Here is a 17,143-nt window from a genome sequence, read left to right on the forward strand (position 1 = left end):
CAAATAATGGATATACCCATGACGAATTGGTTTACCTCTCTGTCAATCAGAGGGCTGTGGTGTAAGGCTAACCTGGAAAACCTCGTTATCCCGTTCTTTTCCCACGGCGCCTACTGTATAAAACTAATTGCATTAGGCGCTTATGTGTCTAGCTCATCGATGGTAGTAGCTCAAACAGAAAATGACAGGATTGCGTTACCTGTTCTGATCGACCGGGCCCTTGCGAACGACGCTAAATTAACCGGCGCTAAACTGCGTGAGCAGGCCGTAAAAGATAAGAGCATTGCTGCCGGTACGTTACCCGATCCATCGGTTTCAATTGGTATGATGAATCTGCCGGTAGATACATTTGATTTTTCACAAGAAGCCATGACGCAACTGAAGGTAGGGGTAAGTCAGATGTTTCCCCGTGGTGATGTCCTTGCGCTGAGACAAGGTCAGTTAAGCCTGCAAGCCAGCCGCTTTCCCCAGTTACGCGCCGAACGCAGAGCGCAGCTCGCGGTTGCAGTGAGTCTGCGCTGGTTGGATTGGTATCAGGCCGTGCAAACAATCGAGCTTATCGACAATGATACCGTATTGTTTGACCAACTGGTGGATATAGTGAAGGCAAATTATGCGTCTGCCATCGGCTCCACCCGGCAGCAGGATTTAATCAGAGCCGAACTGGAAAAAGTGCAGCTGAGCGATCGTCTTACCATTCAGCAGCAACGCCAGGAGATGGCTATCGCCGCGTTGGGTCAGTGGCTGGACATGCCTGTGGCAGCCAACAGTGCGCAATTACATAAGCCGGATATTCCACTCGCTGTTCCACACACCAAAGTGTTTGACCTCTCGTTGCAAGACCTCGCATCGATTTTGAATGACCATCCAGCATTGCGAGCACTCACTATTGACTATCAGGTGGCGAATAAAGAGGTTGCGGTAGCCAAACAGCAATACAAACCGCAATGGGGAGTGGAAGCCAGTTACGCCTGGCGCGATGAGTCAGCTGACACAATGAGCCGCGCCGACTTTTTTTCGGTGGGGGTGAGTTTTGATGTTCCCCTGTTTACGCAAAACCGCCAGGATAGAGGGGTTTCCGCTGCGGTTGCTGAGGCTGAGGCGGTAAAAACAGAGCAGCAATTACTATTAAGAAAAATGATGGCTGATGTAAACTCATTACGTCAGCAGCTACGCCGTCTTATGCAACGAAAAGCACTTTATTCCGGACAGTTACTGAGTCAAATGCAAGAACAAACCGATGCCACGTTAACTGCTTACACCAACGATGATGGTGAGTTTGCTGAAGTCGTGCGCTCGCGGATCACCTTGCTAAACAGTCGTATTGCTGCGCTGGAAATTGACGTTGAAATATTAAAGACCATTGTTCAGCTGAATTATTACCTGGCACCTAATTTCTCTGACTGGGTTCTGGATGGAGTACAGCCATGAAATTAACTACCTCCCACATTATAACTGCAACGGTAGGCGTGCTAATTGGTCTAGCCGTCATGTATGTAATCGACTCACCTGAGCAGGCGGATGAAGCGGCGGATACAGCAGAGCAAAAGCCCCTTTACTGGGTAGCGCCAATGGACAGTAATTATCGTCGCGATAAGCCGGGTAAGTCACCCATGGGCATGGATTTGGTACCCGTGTATGAAGAAGACTCTGCCAGTGCTGACGAAGGGCCCGGTGTGGTCCGAATCTCACCGACTGTGGTGAATAATTTGGGGGTGCGCACAGCGCCGGTATCTTCAGGGGCGATCGACAAGGTTATTCACACTGTGGGTTACATTCGCTACGCGGAAGATTCATTGTTGCATATTCATCCCCGGGTAGAAGGCTGGGTGGAAAAGTTACACGTAGACGCAGCGGGCGAGGAAGTGCAGGCGGGTGAACCTTTATACACGCTTTATGCGCCACAACTGGTGAATGCTCAGGAAGAATTCCTGATTGCGCTGCGACGGGCTGATACCTCATTGCTAAACGCAGCCCGTGAACGATTACATGCCCTGCAACTGCCTAAGCACTTCATACAAACATTAGAGAAATCGCGCAAGGTCAGTCAAACGGTTACCTTTAATGCACCCCAATCCGGTGTGCTTGATGAACTCAATATTCGTGAAGGTTTTTATATTCAGCCCGGTACCACCTTGATGAGTATTGGCCAGCTGGAGAAAATCTGGGTGGATGCCGAAGTTTTTGAAAGTGACGCAGCCAGTGTTCAGTCAGGGTTACCGGTGACGATGACCGTAGATTATTTTCCCGACCAGCAGTGGCAGGGGAAAGTGGACTATGTTTACCCTTCATTAAATGCGAAAAATCGCACATTGCGCTTGCGCTTGCAGTTTAATAATCCCGATCGCCGATTAAAGCCGAACATGTTTGCCCAAGTCACTATTCATGCTGAAAAAGGCAACGCTGTAACCTATGTGCCTAAATCAGCGGTGATCCGCACCGGTCAACAAGCCAGAGTGGTGGTAGCGTTGGGAGATGGCCAATTCAAATCAGTCGCGGTAGAAACAGGCCTTTCAGATAAACAACATGTAGAAATTCTGTCAGGACTGAAGGCGAATGACCGCGTGGTCACATCTGCCCAGTTTTTAATTGATTCCGAGTCAAGTAAATCGTCCGATTTCGCGCGTATGTCCCAGGCCGAGCAAGTAACGTCTGTATGGGCAGAAGGTCAGGTGAACAGTGTGATGACTGGTCACCGCATGGCGAATATCACCCATCAACCTGTCGATGAGTGGGATTGGCCAGAAATGACCATGGACTTCGATGTCGCTGAGTCCGTAGATATAGACGCTTTGGCGAAAGCGGATACGCTGCATTTTGAGATAACCAAGATGCAGAATAACGAATATCAGGTTACTGGTATTCATGTTATGACCGAAAAAGACAGTAACGTTAATCAGGCCACGGTTGTAGGTACGATCAATAAAATAGATTTGACCACGCGGGTGCTGAATATCAGCCGAGGCCCCATCGAAAAATGGGATCGCCCCGCGGCCACCATGGATTTTGTGGCAGCAGATGAAATTGATCTTACCCAGTTTAAACAGGGGCAGGAAGTCTCCTTTACATTTGAAGTCGGTGAAGACTTCGTCATCATCGAAATGCAAGCGAAAAACACCATGGAAATGGACCACCGCCAGCATGACATGAGCAGCCACAACGGGACGAAATCATGATTGGCGCGGTCATACGCTGGTCGGTAGCCAACCGTTTTTTTGTCTTGCTGGCTACGTTGTTTATTGTGCTGGGTGGTATTTATTCAATCAAAAATACACCGGTGGATGCCATTCCTGATTTATCAGATGTGCAGGTAATCATCAAAACCAGTTATCCAGGGCAGGCCCCACAGGTCGTTCAGGATCAGGTGACCTATCCGCTGACAACAGCGATGTTATCGGTACCGGGGGCGAAAACCGTTCGCGGCTTCTCCTTTTTTGGTGACAGCTTTGTGTACGTGATTTTTGATGACGATACCGACCTCTATTGGGCGCGCAGTCGCGTACTGGAATACTTAAGCCAGGTCGCACCTTCATTACCTGAAAATGCACGGCCACAACTGGGCCCGGATGCCACCGGCGTGGGCTGGGTTTACCTCTATGCGTTAGTGGATAAAACCGGCCAGCACGACATCAGCCAGTTACGCAGTATTCAGGACTGGTTCTTGAAATATGAATTACAAACGGTTCCGGGCGTGTCAGAAGTGGCCCCGGTGGGCGGCATGGTGCGGCAATATCAGGTTCAGGTTTCGCCGGATAAATTACGTGCCTACAACATCCCGCTAAACCTGGTGCAAACTGCACTTAAACTGGGTAATCAGGAAACCGGCGCATCGGTGATTGAAATGGCCGAAGCCGAATACATGGTCACCGCAAGTGGTTATATTCAAAGTATTGCCGATATCGAAGCGATTCCCTTAGGTTTGAACGAACAAGGCACGCCTTTAACCATCGGCGATATCGCTACCGTTTCAGTTGGCCCGCAAATGCGCCGCGGTGTTGCTGAATTAAACGGTAAAGGAGAAACCGTTGGCGGCATAGTAGTAATGCGCTTTGGTGAAAATGCGCAGGACACCATTGATGGTGTGAAGGACAAACTGCAACAACTGAAGAAAGGCTTGCCAGACGGGGTCGAGATTGTCACCGTATACGACCGTTCTGGCTTAATTGGCGAAGCGGTAAACAACCTTTGGACCAAACTGGCTGAAGAGTTTGTGGTGGTGATGTTGGTGTGCGTGGTGTTCCTGTTCCATGTGCGCTCGTCGCTAGTGGCGGTTATCAGCTTGCCCATTGGCATCCTCGCTGCCTTTATTGTCATGCACTTACAAGGCATCAACGCCAATATTATGTCCTTAGGGGGGATTGCTATTGCTATCGGCGCGATGATAGACGGCGCCATTGTGATGATTGAAAATCTTCACAAACATATGGAAAAAACGCCCCTGACCCGTGAAAATCGCTGGCAGGTGGTGACAGAGGCGGCCAGTGAGGTGGGGCCCGCGTTATTTTTCTCGCTATTGATCATCACCGTTTCATTCTTACCGGTTTTCACCCTGGAAGCGCAGGAAGGGCGTATGTTTTCGCCTTTAGCGTTTACCAAGACCTATGCCATGGCAGCGGCAGCCGCGTTAGCCATCACCTTGGTGCCCGTGTTGATGGGCTACTTTGTGCGTGGCAAGGTGATCGCTGAACATAAAAACCCGGTTAACCGTTTTCTCATCGCTGTGTATAAACCTGCCTTACGCACGGTATTAGCTTTTCCCAAAACAACCCTGCTGCTGGCATTGTTGCTCACGTTACTGAGTGCATGGCCACTGAGTAAAATCGGTAGCGAGTTTATCCCTGATTTGGATGAGGGGGACTTGATGTACATGCCCACCACCTACCCGGGGATTTCTATCGGCAAGGCCCGTGAACTGTTGCAGCAAACCGATAAACTGATTAAAACGGTGCCAGAAGTGCAGACGGTATTTGGAAAAGTGGGGCGGGCTGAGACCGCAACCGACCCTGCACCGTTAACCATGATAGAAACCTTTATCCAACTAAAGCCGCGCTCAGAATGGCGTGAAGGTGTTACCACCGAATCCCTGAAACAGGAGTTTGATTCCCTGGTGGACTTTCCAGGCTTAACCAATGCCTGGGTCATGCCGATCAAAACCCGTATCGATATGCTGGCGACAGGGATCAAAACACCCGTTGGCATTAAGGTGGCCGGGCCTGAATTAGATGTTATTCAATCAATTGGTCAGCAGTTAGAAAAGGTAATGATGGAAGTGCCGGGGACCGCGTCAGTTTATTCCGAGCGTGTGGCGGGTGGGCGCTATTTGCGTGTAGACATCGATCGTTTAAAGGCCGCGAGGTTTGGTTTGAATATCGCTGATGTTCAACAAGTAGTGGCAACTGCCATTGGCGGCATGAACGTAACGCAAACCATTGAGGGGCTTGAACGCTATCCGGTCAATTTGCGTTATCCACAGGACTACCGGGATTCGCCAGAAGCGCTGGCTCGCTTACCTGTGGTAACACCCAATGGACCAAGAATTGCGTTGGGGGATGTGGCACGCATTTACATTGAAGATGGCCCCCCCGGCATAAAAAGCGAAAACGCCCGGATCAATGGCTGGGTATATGTCGACATCGGTAATGTGGACGTTGGCAGCTATGTGGAAAATGCGAAAGCCGCCGTGTCCAGGCATATCGAGCTACCGCCTGGCTATTCCATTAACTGGTCTGGTCAATATGAATATATGGAGCGCGCCGAAGCCAAGCTGCAGTACGTAGTGCCGCTGACAATAGCCATTATCATTGTTTTGCTTTATCTGAATTTTCGCAGTTTCAGCGAAGTGGCAATCATCATGGGGACGCTACCCCTTGCCCTGGTAGGCAGTATCTGGTTAATGTATTTCGAACACTTTAACTTTTCGGTGGCAGTCGGGGTGGGCTTTATCGCGCTGGCCGGTGTCGCCGTTGAGATAGGTGTTTTGATGCTGGTCTACCTCAATCAAAGCTTTGCTGAACTCACCACTCGCACCGCGATGCCTTCAAAGGATGAAATTAAACAGGCGATAGAAGACGGCGCAGGCCTGCGTGTACGCCCGGTTATGATGACATCACTGTCCATCATTATTGGCTTACTCCCGGTGATGTATGGCGGCGGCGCGGGCTCTGAAGTGATGAGTCGGATTGCTGCACCTATGGTGGGAGGCACGTTTAGCGCGTTAATCTTAACCTTACTGGTACTTCCGGCTGTTTACTATCTGTGGAAGCAGCATACGCATGCACCTAAACCAACGCATCGTCAATCGCTGGTAAGCAAAGCTCGTGGCCTGCATAAATGGCTGATGGCATTTGTCGGCATCCAGTTTGTACTTTGGGCTGTCAGTGGCACCTACATGGTCATAATGGATATCGATTACATTCATGGTGATACCTTAACCCACCACCAACCAAAAAATGTCGACCCGGCACTGGTGGGCTTTACCGTTAATGACGTTAAAGGGGCTTATCCTGAAGCGCAGAGTCTCCGGCTGGGGTTGCTAGGGGCGCGGCCAGTCTGGCGTTTCACCAATGAAGGTGAAAAGGTAGCCGTATCCGCGATTGATGGGAAGTTGTTATCATCGCTTACGCAATCTGACGCGGCTACCATTGCGCAAACTGCTTATACCGGCGATGGAGAAATTCGTAACATTACGCTGATCACTGATAATGCGCCGTCAGAACTGTCTTCACGGCACCTCCCTGTATGGCGGGTTGAGTTTGACAATGTAGCCAGCCCCACGCTTTACGTCAGTCAGGGCTATGGCGAAGTTGTCACCCGTCGCCATACGTTCTGGCGGGGGTTCGACTGGATGTGGCGTTTGCACATTATGGACTACGACGATGGTGAAAATATCAGCAATTTGTTTTTAACTCTTATTGCTTTCCTTGGTGTCTGTGCCGCTATTGCCGGTCTGATCCTGGTGATATTTCGCATTTTCGTAAACCCAACTGGGAAACATCGTGAAGTTTATTAAGCTTTCTCACAAATGGGTCTCCCTACTAGTGGTTATCCAAATGCTCATCTGGCTTGGCAGTGGGCTTTACTTCAACCTGATGGACCACCACAAGGCGGGCGGACATACCTATCGTGCCCATAACCCCGTGGTAACGAGTACGCAGTCATTTACCCCCGTTGCGCAGCTTCCGCTCACCGCGCCAATTAAAGGGGTGGGCGTAATCTATCTACTGGGCGACCCCTACTATCGCGTGACCCTTAGCGAACCTTTGTACTCGTACTGGAAAGGGCAATACCAGTTGTTTAATGCGGTGACGGGTGACAGGGTGGTGATAGACGAACAGTTTGCCAAACGCCTCGCGCAAGCGTCATACAATGGCCCTGGCGAGGTGACCAGTGCTGTTAAATTGTCACCGCCGCTTAGCGAGCTGCCCAAGGAGAAAAACCCGGTGTGGCAGGTGAGTTTTAGTGACGGTATTCATACCGCCGTTTACCTGCGGCAACAAACCGGGCAAATTGCCGGGCATGTGGATGACCATACACGTTTACGCGATTTCTTCTTTATGCTGCACTTCATGGATTACGCGAATGAGGGCAGTTTTAATAACCTGCAGATTATTATCCTGGCTATATTGACGCTATGGCTGGCGTTGACGGGCCTGATGTGGACGGTGAATCTATTCAGAGAGGGGCAATTGAGCATTACCTTGACTGACAAACAACATAAGGTCACGGTCGATGTACTGGATGTACAGCAGCAGAACGAAGTGACCTTGTCAGCTGACGCCTCGCTTTTCGATAGTTTATGGCAACAAGAAATGTTATTACCGTCTACCTGTGGAGGAGGCGGTACCTGCGGCAAATGTCGTGTTAAAACCGATGGAAAGATAGACATTTCATCAGCGGATAAAGAGCAGCTTAGTACAGAACAATTGCGTCAGGGATGGAGGCTGGCCTGCCAGCATAAAGCCAATAAATTCAATCATGTTATCGTGCCCGAGTTACAGCAACCTTTACCCAGACATACATTGAAATTGCGTTCTGAACGGTACCTAAGCCCTGTGATCAAGGAGCTTACATTTGAGCCGGTAAACAACGCGATACCGGCTTATCAGGCTGGGGCGCATTTGCGCTTCGAAATTCCCGATACCAACGGTGCCAACACGAAAACGTACCGCCACTATTCAATTGCAACGCCAAGTGAAGACGCGGATCTGGTGTTTAATGTACGCCACCATCCCTCGCCAGACGATATTGTTCCGGCCGGTGTGGGGTCAGATTTCCTCTGTCAGCTCTCGCCTGGTGATGAGGTCAGCACCCTTGGCCCAATTGAAGGATTTGCCATTGACACTAAACACACAGGAACCAAAATGTTGCTTGGCGCCGGGTCAGGGATGGCGCCACTCAGAGCAATGATCCAGTCGTTGTTAGCGCAAGACCACAAGCAACCTGTGTACTTTTTCTACGGTGCCCGCACTGACGATGACCTGTTGTATCTAGAGGAATTCACCGAACTTCATCGTCGCCATAACAATTTTCATTATTACCCGGTGTTATCGCAACCCGGGATGCACTGGACGGGTGAGGTAGGCTACGCGCAGGAAGTGATGTTTAAGTCGCAGGCAGAGATCAAAGGCTTCAGCGATGCGCAGTTTTACCTGTGTGGCCCTCAAACTATGATGCAGCAAACCATTGAACGTTTGACCCAAGAAGGGATCGGTTCGAATGCTATCTTTTATGACAGTTTTGGGCAGCCCGCTAAATTGAGCTAGGTCATCTGGTCTAACCTCTGGCAAAGTGGTATCGTGTCTGCCGTTTTTCCAGTAACTCACTAACATGAAATTACATACGCTTTCCGGCTACATTCAGTTTATTTACCTCATCGAAGACGAGCACGGTTTGCTATTGCTTGATGGGTGTAGCCGTGCGGATGTGAAAAAAGTGTGCAGGTTTATTCTGCAGGAACTGAAACGCCCCTTGTCCGATCTGAAATTGATAATGGTTACTCACATGCACCCTGATCATGCCGGTGGTGCGCATAAGTTAAGGGCCTTAACGGGCGCAAAAATTGCCGCGCACCCAAACACGCGTAATTGGTATGCAGGGCTGGCAGGAAGGACCGCGCATGCGATAGATGTGGCACTTACCTGGTGGGTGGCCGGGCGTCTTGGCAAACCTAAAAGGAAAGTTTGGTATCCGCCACTTTTACAACCGGATATTCTGCTTACCGATGGCGATAGGCTACCTGAATTCTCGGACTTCCAGATTTTCTACACCCCCGGTCATACCAATCATGACATCTCAGTGTTGCACGTGCCGACCAAGCAGCTGTATGTGGCCGATTTGGTGGTCAAGGTTAAAGGTGAGTTAGTCCCTCCATATCCCCTCTGTCATCCCAACCAGTATAAACAATCACTGACAAAAGTCGCCGCGATGCAGGTGAACACTCTGTACTGCGCGCATGTAAAGCCGTTGGATAATCCTGCCAGCGTGCTGGCTGCGATGTTGGAAAAGGCACCGACCTTTCCTAAAAACCACTGGTATTCGGTTAAACGCAGGATCATGGGAAAGTTACGTTCTAAGCGCTAACTTGAAAACTTTGCACTAATTACCCACTTGCTCACACAAAACAATCTCCAATTAAAAACTTGGCTTCAGCTTAATAAACAGTTGTACGGTACAGTTCTTTTCCTTTCAACTAAGTTCATACTGATTAGGTGGGCATAAACTCACAAACTGACTCTATTAAATGAAAAGGAATATGAAAATGGAAATTTTAGAACTTTCTCATACTGAACTTGAACAAGTAAGCGGTGGTAAATTTGGTGACTATACGTTCAGTTGTTGCAACATAACGGCCTTTGGTTTCGAGCTATCCTATGAAGTATTTTCCTATTCAGGGAACTACGATGGCGCGAACAGCACCTATGGATTTAACCGTATTTCCGCTTACAACCGTCTTTAATAGGAAAGGGCTGTTGTCGGCCCTTATCTTCTTGGACATTACGTATTTTTACCTTGCAACATGGCTATTTGCTTGCTTGGTAATATCCCATTATTTTGCGTTAAAAGATTGTGCTCTCAACAATTGGTGGCGAGTGCTGTTCTCATTTTTTACTTTTTGCATCTTTATGGTTGGGGTAAGTGCAGTGCCAATGTTCAATCTTTCCGCCATCGAGCAAAATCATGCATATATAGACATTTTTTCTCGTTCAATTGTGGAGGAAGGGGCTAAAGTTTTATTTTGTTATGTAGCATTTGAAACGCTTTCCCAGCGCCAGGTAAGAAAAGCTACTCTTGCATTTTGCTCGCTCGTCGCTGCTTATGAGACATCAACCCAAGGGCTTTATATTCTAAGCGCACTCAGTGAAGGGTACCAATTCTTACAGGAAAGTTTACCCACTGAGCATGAGCTTTTACTGGATAAGCTTGAGCGGAATTTGCCTGCGGCCGAACTCGTTATTTTTACTGGATATCAAATACTAAGGATATTTGTTCACTTCTATCTAACTTACGCAGGGATCTACTTCCTGACAACTAAAAATTATAAATGGTTTATCTTGCTCCCGTTACTTGCGCATGGTGTGCTTAATCAGGTTATTTTGTATTTCTCTGTTGAATTTGAAAAGTCATTCATCATAACTGTCGCGCAGTGTCTGTGTGCTATTGTCACGATAGGCCTTATGGCGGCATCGATTCGTAGGATTGCTATAAAACACAATTTATCACCTTCTTTTAACGCGAACTCTCTATACGATTTTTACCATCGTTCTCGTGACTGATTGGTAAGCACATTTTTAAAAATGCAGGCTGGCAGCTTCGCTTTTCTGGCTGGAGTATACTCAAGAAAAGCCCGGCAGCCAGTCCGTGAATACCGTATCGAGTCCTGAGCGGTGAATTTGCGTGGCCATCGCTGCAACTGAGCGTGAGTCGTCGGTTTCAAATTGTTTGAGGTTTTCTTCAGCATTGCTATAGCCCCCCGGTTGAGTTTGTGAAGCGGCTGAAATGTGCGTAATGCCCAGTGGGATGACGTTATTGCGAAAATGAGCCGATTCGCGGGTGGATAGGGTAAGCTCCGCCTGCGGGTTGAGAATGCGATGTGCACAGATTAATTGCACCAGTTGTTTTTCCGATGGACCGCGGGTGATATTCGGGTCGTTTTGGCCTGTGCAGGGTTGAATGCGTGGAAACGCAATGGAGACGCGACTGCGCCAGTATTTTTTTTGGATGGCCAGCGCGTGTGCCGCGACAAATGCGCTGTCAGTGCGCCAGTCTGACAAGCCTAACAGTGCACCGAGTCCAATCTTATCCAGTTGGGCTTGACCAATTCTATCGGCGGTATCTAAGCGGTAGTCGAAGTCTGTTTTATTCCCGCGTTGGTGAAAGAGTCCATACCGCCTTGCATGATAGGTCTCCTGATAAACCAGTATTGCATCCACGCCTAACTGCTTTAGTTCGGCATAGTCTAGTGTGCTCAGAGGCTGCACTTCCATGGTAAGGTAATCAAAAAATGACTTAAGTAACGGAATGACTTGTCTGAAATAGGCCATTCCCACTTTTTTCTCATGTTCGCCGGTAACCACTAACACGCTGTTAATACCCATTTTTTTAATCGCTACGGCTTCGCTTGCTACTTCATCAGGACTCAGAGTTTTTCGCTTTATGCGATTGCTCATCGTGAAGCCACAATAGGTGCATTCATTGGCGCATAAATTAGAAAGATAGAGGGGAATAAAAAACGATATCGTATTGCCAAAGCGTGCCCGGGTAAGTTGTACGGATTGTTGTGCCATCGTCTCAATGAACGGTTCTGCTGCTGGCGACACCAAGGCTAGAAAGTCGTCCAGCGTGGGCTGGGTTGCGCTGAGTGCACACCTTACATCCACGGCGTTTTTGGCCGCAATCTGCATAGAGATATCATCCCAGTCAAGATGAGTTAAATAGTCAGCTACACGCATGCAAGGCTCTTCTCAAATTCCATTTTTTCATTGCTTACGTTTCATTCAAAAATCGTGTGAGGGGACTAGACGCGGAGGAGGATAGCCGCGAGTGCGCCAAACCTGCTTCATAAGCGCGGCGGCCGGTACTGACCGCCTGGGCAAAGAGAGCCGCCATATTGACAGGATCGTGCGCGGTAGCGATAGCCGTGTTAACCAATACGGCATCAGCCCCCATCTCCATCACTGCCATCGCTTCACTGGGTTTACCAATCCCTGCATCAATTACAACAGGAACGCTGGCTTGTTCAATGATGATGTGCAGAAAGTCTTTTGTCAGCAAGCCGCGATTAGAACCAATCGGGGCGGCCAGCGGCATCACTGCTGCGCAACCAGCTTCTTCAAGGCGTCTGCACAGCACGGGATCAGCGCTACAGTAAGGCAATACCACAAATCCTTCTTTAACCAGTTGCTCGGCTGCCAATAAGGTTTCAACTGGATCGGGTAGCAAATAGCGCTGGTCAGGATGAATTTCCAGTTTTATCCAGGGAGTATCTAGCGCCGCACGGGCCAGACGTGCCGCATAGACGGCTTCTTTCGCGCTGACGGCCCCTGATGTATTGGGCAATAGATTGATGTGCAGGCGGTCAAGCTCAGACAAGGTTTCATCTGCCTTTCTGCCATGCTCCACGCGTTTCATGGCCAGGGTCACTAATTCACTTTTACTTGCCTGAATAGCAGCAGACATCGTCTGTGCTGAACGAAATTTTCCGGTACCGGTGAAAAGGCGACTTGAGAAAGATTTATTGGCAATTGTTAGCATTTATCCCCCCGCAACAACTTGAAACACGTCAACATTGTCGTTGTCGTTTAACGAAGCTGATAACCAGTCATCTTTGAAAATTATTTGATTGTTAATTGCAACGGCGACACCGGTTGGCTTAATTTTCAGATACTTAAGCAATGACACCACGTTGATATGTTCAGCAAAATCCAGAAGCTTACCGTTTACCGTAATTGTCATTAGCGATCTCCACATATTGAACAGTTTGCACGTTTAGGGATAGCATACTGACTCCACTGCATTTTCATGCCATCAAAAACGTGCAGTTGTCCCCACTCTGGTGTGTTTATGTTGGACAAATAGTACAGTGCGGCCAGCGCCTGATAGTTACCCGCGATCGCTACTACCGGTCCCAGGATCCCCTGGGTCAGACAGTTGTTTCCGGTGTGTTGGTCTGGCGAGTATAGACACGCGTAGCAACCATGACGTTGTCTCGGAGAAAGGGCGATAAATTGAGCGAGATTTCCGCTGGCCGCACCGATAAATAAAGGCTTGTCAAAGTAGTATGCGGCTTCGTTAATCATCAGTCGGGTCGGCAGATTGTCGGTGCAATCCAGAATAATATCGACCACAGGCATGAGCGCTTCCAGCAGCGCAGGTGTCGCTTGATACACTAGCGGCGAAATTCTTATTTCACTGTTTAACGTCAGTAACTGCCTGGCGGCCGACTCTGCTTTATTCTTTCCAACGTCAGCTTCCCGATAGAGGGGTTGACGCTGCAGGTTGGATAGATCCACATTATCGTGGTCCATAATTAACAAATGACCAACACCACTGCCGGCCAGATACTGAGCTGCAGCACAGCCCAGGCCACCGGCGCCGATAATTAACACACTGGCGTTATGTAAGCGCTGTTGAGCAGTTTCATCAAACTGCTCAACTAACAGTTGCCGGCTATAGCGTTGATACATCTCTTTAGTCAGCATTGTTTTGCTCCGACATAAATCTGCGTTGTAACGTATGGCTAGCCTGAATGGGGTCACCCGCTTTTAGAATAGCTGAAACTACAGCAACACCATTAACCCCGGTATTCACCACGGACGAAAAATTGGTTGAATTGATCCCTCCGATAGCAACGGTCGGGATGTTGCCGCAGTATTTTTTATATTCAACTAACCGTGCTATTCCCTGCGGGGCAGACGGCATCACTTTGGTGGTGGTCGCAAATATGTGACCCAAAGCGATATAAGACGGCTTCACTGGTAGGACTCTGGCGAGTTCAACATAACCATGGGTTGAAACGCCTAAGCGTAAACCCGCGCGGGCAATCGTAGATAAGTCGGCATCAATGAGATCTTCCTGGCCCAGATGGACGCCATATGCACCTGCTGCGATGGCTTCCTGCCAATAGTCGTTGATGAACAACTGACAACCCGTGCACTCAGTCACTGCAACCGCCTCTCTAATCTGCGACATAAGGTTTTTAACAGGAGCTTTAATTCTTAATTGAATGACTTTAATTCCAGTATGTAACAATCGCTTGATCCACTCAACACTGTCTACCACAGGGTAAATTCCGATATTGTTATCTATAAGAGGGGGAAACATGGCGGATGTCGAAATTTGAGCAGGACCGACGTAAGGCAATAGGTGGGTAAACGTTGAATTTGACGTTAGAAGGCACTGCGATGGCTGTAGTTTATTCAGTTTGCGCATCATTGTGCTCTTGGCAAAACACACTGCATCGTCAAGGGTATGGCCTTTTATCAATGCAGCAGCCAGTGCACTGGCTAATCGGCAGCCGGTGCCACGTAAGGCAACTTTTTCGTAGCGCAACGAAGCAAAACTATGCTCGCCGGTGGAAGTAATCAACCAATCTGTCGCTTGATTATCCCAGTTCGCATGGCCCCCTTTTATCAATACAGCGTTAACCCCAGCCGCTAATAAGTGAGTTGCTGCATGTTTGGCCTCATCAGTGCCGTGTATCTCTAGCTGAGTTAACCAGCTTAACTCTTCGATATTTGGCGTAATAACATCAATGTAGGGTAACAGTGATAAAATTGCAGCCGGTGTACAAGACGAAAGCTGCAAACCGGTGGTGGTGCTTAATACGGGGTCCATCACTACCTTGCAGGCATCGTTATGTGAGCGTAGCTTGATGAGGGTATTAATCAGCGTATCTATCTGCGCATCATTGGCCAGCGCGCCTATTTTTATTACGTTGGGAGGCTCAGTCTGCTGACTGTTTATCTGCTGCTTAAACATCTCCAGACTCACCGCGGAGACACTCATTTTGGCGCCGCCGGAGGTTGAACTTAACGGTTGTGCAGTTAGCATAGTGGCAATGGGGCACACGTGCACCCCAAGCCGTTCGGCGGTAACGCAGTCGCGAGTGATTCCTGCGGCTCCGCTGGGGTCAAGGCCGCCAATACTCCACATGGTAACGGGTTTGCCCATTATCCGTCTTCCTTAACCGCTGGAACGTATAGACGTGCGCCGCCGGCATTGAATGCCTCTGCCATTGCTTGCATGCCTGAGCTCATTTCCCGTTTCTGTTGCGCCTCATCTTTGCGGATTTCCTGAGATAATTTCATTGAACAAAACTTGGGTCCGCACATTGAACAAAAGTGGGCAACCTTATTGGATTCCTGAGGTAACGTTTGGTCATGATAAGACCGCGCTGTATGCGGATCGAGTGCAAGATTGAACTGGTCTTCCCAACGAAATTCGAAGCGTGCCTTAGACATAGCGTTGTCTCGAATTTGCGCGCCCGGGTGTCCCTTCGCCAGGTCAGCGGCGTGAGCGGCAATACGATAAGCAATTAATCCCTGCTTAACATCTTCTTTGTCCGGCAAGCCCAGATGTTCTTTAGGGGTAACGTAACAAAGCATGGCACAGCCGTACCAGCCAATCATTGCTGCACCAATACCTGAGGTAAAATGATCATAGCCGGGTGCGATATCTGTGGTAAGCGGGCCCAATGTATAGAAAGGCGCACCGTGGCAATGGGTTAGCTGTTCTTGCATATTTTCTTTGATCAAATGCATGGGAACATGACCAGGCCCCTCAATCATCACCTGCACATCGCTTTTCCAGGCAATCTGGGTAAGTTCTCCAAGTGTACGTAATTCTGCAAACTGCGCATCGTCGTTGGCATCGGCAACAGAGCCAGGTCGCAAGGCATCGCCCAGGCTCAGCGACACATCGTAACGGGCACAAATCTGGCAAATTTCTTCGAAGTGGGTGTACAGAAAGCTTTCTTGGTGATGGCTCAGGCACCATTTTGCCATAATTGCGCCGCCCCGCGAGACGATGCCGGTAAGACGCTTGGCGGTCAGAGGAATGTAGGCTAATCGCAATCCAGCATGAATAGTGAAATAATCTACCCCTTGTTCGGCTTGCTCAATCAATGTATCGCGAAAGAGTTCCCAGGTTAATTTTTCGGGTACGCCATTCACCTTCTCCAACGCCTGGTAAAGTGGAACAGTTCCAATAGGGACGGGTGAGTTACGTAGTAACCATTCGCGGGTTTCGTGGATATTACGTCCGGTAGAAAGGTCCATCACCGTATCCGCACCCCAGCGGGTTGACCAAACCAGTTTTTCCACCTCTTCTTCTATTGATGAGGTCACCGCTGAATTGCCAATATTGGCATTCACCTTCACTAAAAAATTACGCCCAATAATCATCGGCTCTGATTCAGGGTGGTTGATATTGGCTGGAATAATAGCGCGCCCTTCGGCAACTTCATTGCGTACAAATTCGGCCGATATCTGGGCTGGCAGGTGGGCACCGAAGTCGTTACCGGCATGCTGAGTCAGTAAAATCTCATCCTTAATCTGTGTACGCCCCATATTTTCACGTACGGCAATATATTCCATTTCAGGCGTGATGATCCCTTTGCGCGCGTAATGCAGTTGGGTAACACATTTGCCCTCACTCGCTTTTCTACTCGGACGTTGCCGCGCAAACCTGATCTCGTCGAGGGAAATATCTCGTTGCCTGGCTTGCGTATAGCTCGAATTGGACTCGGTTAGCTCATACGTATCTGAGCGCGCAGCTATCCATTGCTCTCGCAAAGGCGCCAAGCCTTGATAGACATTAATCTGGCTATTTGGATCGCCATAGGGCCCAGAGGTATCATACACCGGTATCGGTGGATTGGGTTCTGAAGTACCGTCTTCAAGTTGCGTGTCGGTTTGGTGGATAAGGCGCATAGCCACGCGAATATCGTCACGATCGCCCGGTTCATAATAACGGGAGGAATTAGGAAACGCGTTCCCACTTAACTGCTGGATAAATGATTGCGCTTGTTTGCGCTGTTCACGTCTGTTTGACATAGCATTTTCGCCTTATTGCTGGGTTAGAATGCTTGTCAGGAGTGGTTGTAAGATCAACGAAAATACACAGCGCAACAATGATCTTGCCACAC

Annotated in this window: 13 protein-coding genes; 7 read left to right on the top strand and 6 right to left on the bottom strand. The window is 49.0% G+C overall.

Translation table 11 applies throughout. The features are described from left to right. The first annotated feature begins 18 nt into the window (after positions 1–18). The 7 genes from HCJ96_RS07425 to HCJ96_RS07455 all read left to right on the top strand — a co-directional run bounded on the left by HCJ96_RS07425 (position 19) and on the right by HCJ96_RS07455 (position 10,772). Positions 19–1,431: a TolC family protein gene (locus HCJ96_RS07425; RefSeq protein ID WP_169210417.1), complete on the top strand. Its 1,413-nt coding sequence runs from the start codon at positions 19–21 to the stop codon at positions 1,429–1,431. Beyond that, positions 1,428–3,176, top strand: a complete 1,749-nt coding sequence (locus tag HCJ96_RS07430; RefSeq protein ID WP_169210418.1) for an efflux RND transporter periplasmic adaptor subunit — start codon at positions 1,428–1,430, stop codon at positions 3,174–3,176. The genes HCJ96_RS07425 and HCJ96_RS07430 overlap by 4 nt, the downstream gene beginning before the upstream one ends. Continuing rightward, positions 3,173–7,009: an efflux RND transporter permease subunit gene (locus HCJ96_RS07435; RefSeq protein WP_169210419.1), complete on the top strand. Its 3,837-nt coding sequence runs from the start codon at positions 3,173–3,175 to the stop codon at positions 7,007–7,009. Before HCJ96_RS07430 ends, HCJ96_RS07435 begins: the two co-directional genes overlap by 4 nt. Then, a complete protein-coding gene (locus tag HCJ96_RS16525; protein WP_169210420.1) occupies positions 6,996–8,762 on the top strand; it encodes a 2Fe-2S iron-sulfur cluster-binding protein in 1,767 nt (588 codons plus the stop codon). The genes HCJ96_RS07435 and HCJ96_RS16525 overlap by 14 nt, the downstream gene beginning before the upstream one ends. 64 nt (positions 8,763–8,826) lie before the next feature. Further along, positions 8,827–9,579 carry an MBL fold metallo-hydrolase gene (locus HCJ96_RS07445; RefSeq protein WP_169210421.1) on the top strand — a complete coding sequence of 251 codons (753 nt, stop codon included), beginning with the start codon at positions 8,827–8,829 and terminating at the stop codon, positions 9,577–9,579. Between the two features lie 178 nt (positions 9,580–9,757). Then, entirely contained in the window at positions 9,758–9,955 is a 198-nt protein-coding gene (locus tag HCJ96_RS07450; protein WP_169210422.1) for a hypothetical protein, read from the top strand. Continuing rightward, a complete protein-coding gene (locus HCJ96_RS07455; protein ID WP_169210423.1) occupies positions 9,900–10,772 on the top strand; it encodes a hypothetical protein in 873 nt (290 codons plus the stop codon). The genes HCJ96_RS07450 and HCJ96_RS07455 overlap by 56 nt, the downstream gene beginning before the upstream one ends. Before the next feature lie 60 nt (positions 10,773–10,832). Here HCJ96_RS07455 and thiH read toward each other — a convergent pair whose 3' ends face one another. From thiH to thiC, 6 genes are read right to left on the bottom strand one after another with little or no spacing between them, the layout of a single operon-like run. Then, a complete protein-coding gene (thiH, locus tag HCJ96_RS07460) occupies positions 10,833–11,948 on the bottom strand; it encodes a 2-iminoacetate synthase ThiH (protein WP_169210424.1) in 1,116 nt (371 codons plus the stop codon). 34 nt (positions 11,949–11,982) lie between these two features. After that, on the bottom strand, positions 11,983–12,750 hold the full coding sequence (locus HCJ96_RS07465; RefSeq protein ID WP_169210425.1) for a thiazole synthase: 768 nt from the start codon (positions 12,748–12,750) through the stop codon (positions 11,983–11,985). Continuing rightward, entirely contained in the window at positions 12,751–12,951 is a 201-nt protein-coding gene (gene thiS, locus HCJ96_RS07470; protein WP_169210426.1) for a sulfur carrier protein ThiS, read from the bottom strand. It abuts the gene before it with no gap. After that, on the bottom strand, positions 12,951–13,697 hold the full coding sequence (locus HCJ96_RS07475; protein ID WP_169210427.1) for a HesA/MoeB/ThiF family protein: 747 nt from the start codon (positions 13,695–13,697) through the stop codon (positions 12,951–12,953). The genes thiS and HCJ96_RS07475 overlap by 1 nt, the downstream gene beginning before the upstream one ends. Beyond that, positions 13,687–15,168, bottom strand: a complete 1,482-nt coding sequence (thiE, locus tag HCJ96_RS07480; protein WP_169210428.1) for a thiamine phosphate synthase — start codon at positions 15,166–15,168, stop codon at positions 13,687–13,689. The genes HCJ96_RS07475 and thiE overlap by 11 nt, the downstream gene beginning before the upstream one ends. Continuing rightward, positions 15,168–17,051, bottom strand: coding sequence for a phosphomethylpyrimidine synthase ThiC (thiC, locus tag HCJ96_RS07485; protein WP_169210429.1), 1,884 nt, complete (start codon positions 17,049–17,051; stop codon positions 15,168–15,170). Before thiC ends, thiE begins: the two co-directional genes overlap by 1 nt. Between the last annotated feature and the right edge of the window lie 92 nt (positions 17,052–17,143).

This window comes from Alteromonas ponticola, assembly GCF_012911815.1.
GTDB classification, from domain to species: domain Bacteria; phylum Pseudomonadota; class Gammaproteobacteria; order Enterobacterales; family Alteromonadaceae; genus Alteromonas; species Alteromonas ponticola.

Coding starts and splice junctions, on each gene's coding strand:
- HCJ96_RS07425 (WP_169210417.1), top strand. CDS start 19: ATGACGAATTGGTTTACCTCTCTGTCAATCAGAGGGCTGTGGTGTAAG.
- HCJ96_RS07430 (WP_169210418.1), top strand. CDS start 1,428: ATGAAATTAACTACCTCCCACATTATAACTGCAACGGTAGGCGTGCTA.
- HCJ96_RS07435 (WP_169210419.1), top strand. CDS start 3,173: ATGATTGGCGCGGTCATACGCTGGTCGGTAGCCAACCGTTTTTTTGTC.
- HCJ96_RS07445 (WP_169210421.1), top strand. CDS start 8,827: ATGAAATTACATACGCTTTCCGGCTACATTCAGTTTATTTACCTCATC.
- HCJ96_RS07450 (WP_169210422.1), top strand. CDS start 9,758: ATGGAAATTTTAGAACTTTCTCATACTGAACTTGAACAAGTAAGCGGT.
- HCJ96_RS07455 (WP_169210423.1), top strand. CDS start 9,900: ATGGCGCGAACAGCACCTATGGATTTAACCGTATTTCCGCTTACAACC.
- thiH (WP_169210424.1), bottom strand. CDS start 11,948: ATGCGTGTAGCTGACTATTTAACTCATCTTGACTGGGATGATATCTCT.
- HCJ96_RS07465 (WP_169210425.1), bottom strand. CDS start 12,750: ATGCTAACAATTGCCAATAAATCTTTCTCAAGTCGCCTTTTCACCGGT.
- thiS (WP_169210426.1), bottom strand. CDS start 12,951: ATGACAATTACGGTAAACGGTAAGCTTCTGGATTTTGCTGAACATATC.
- HCJ96_RS07475 (WP_169210427.1), bottom strand. CDS start 13,697: ATGCTGACTAAAGAGATGTATCAACGCTATAGCCGGCAACTGTTAGTT.
- thiE (WP_169210428.1), bottom strand. CDS start 15,168: ATGGGCAAACCCGTTACCATGTGGAGTATTGGCGGCCTTGACCCCAGC.
- thiC (WP_169210429.1), bottom strand. CDS start 17,051: ATGTCAAACAGACGTGAACAGCGCAAACAAGCGCAATCATTTATCCAG.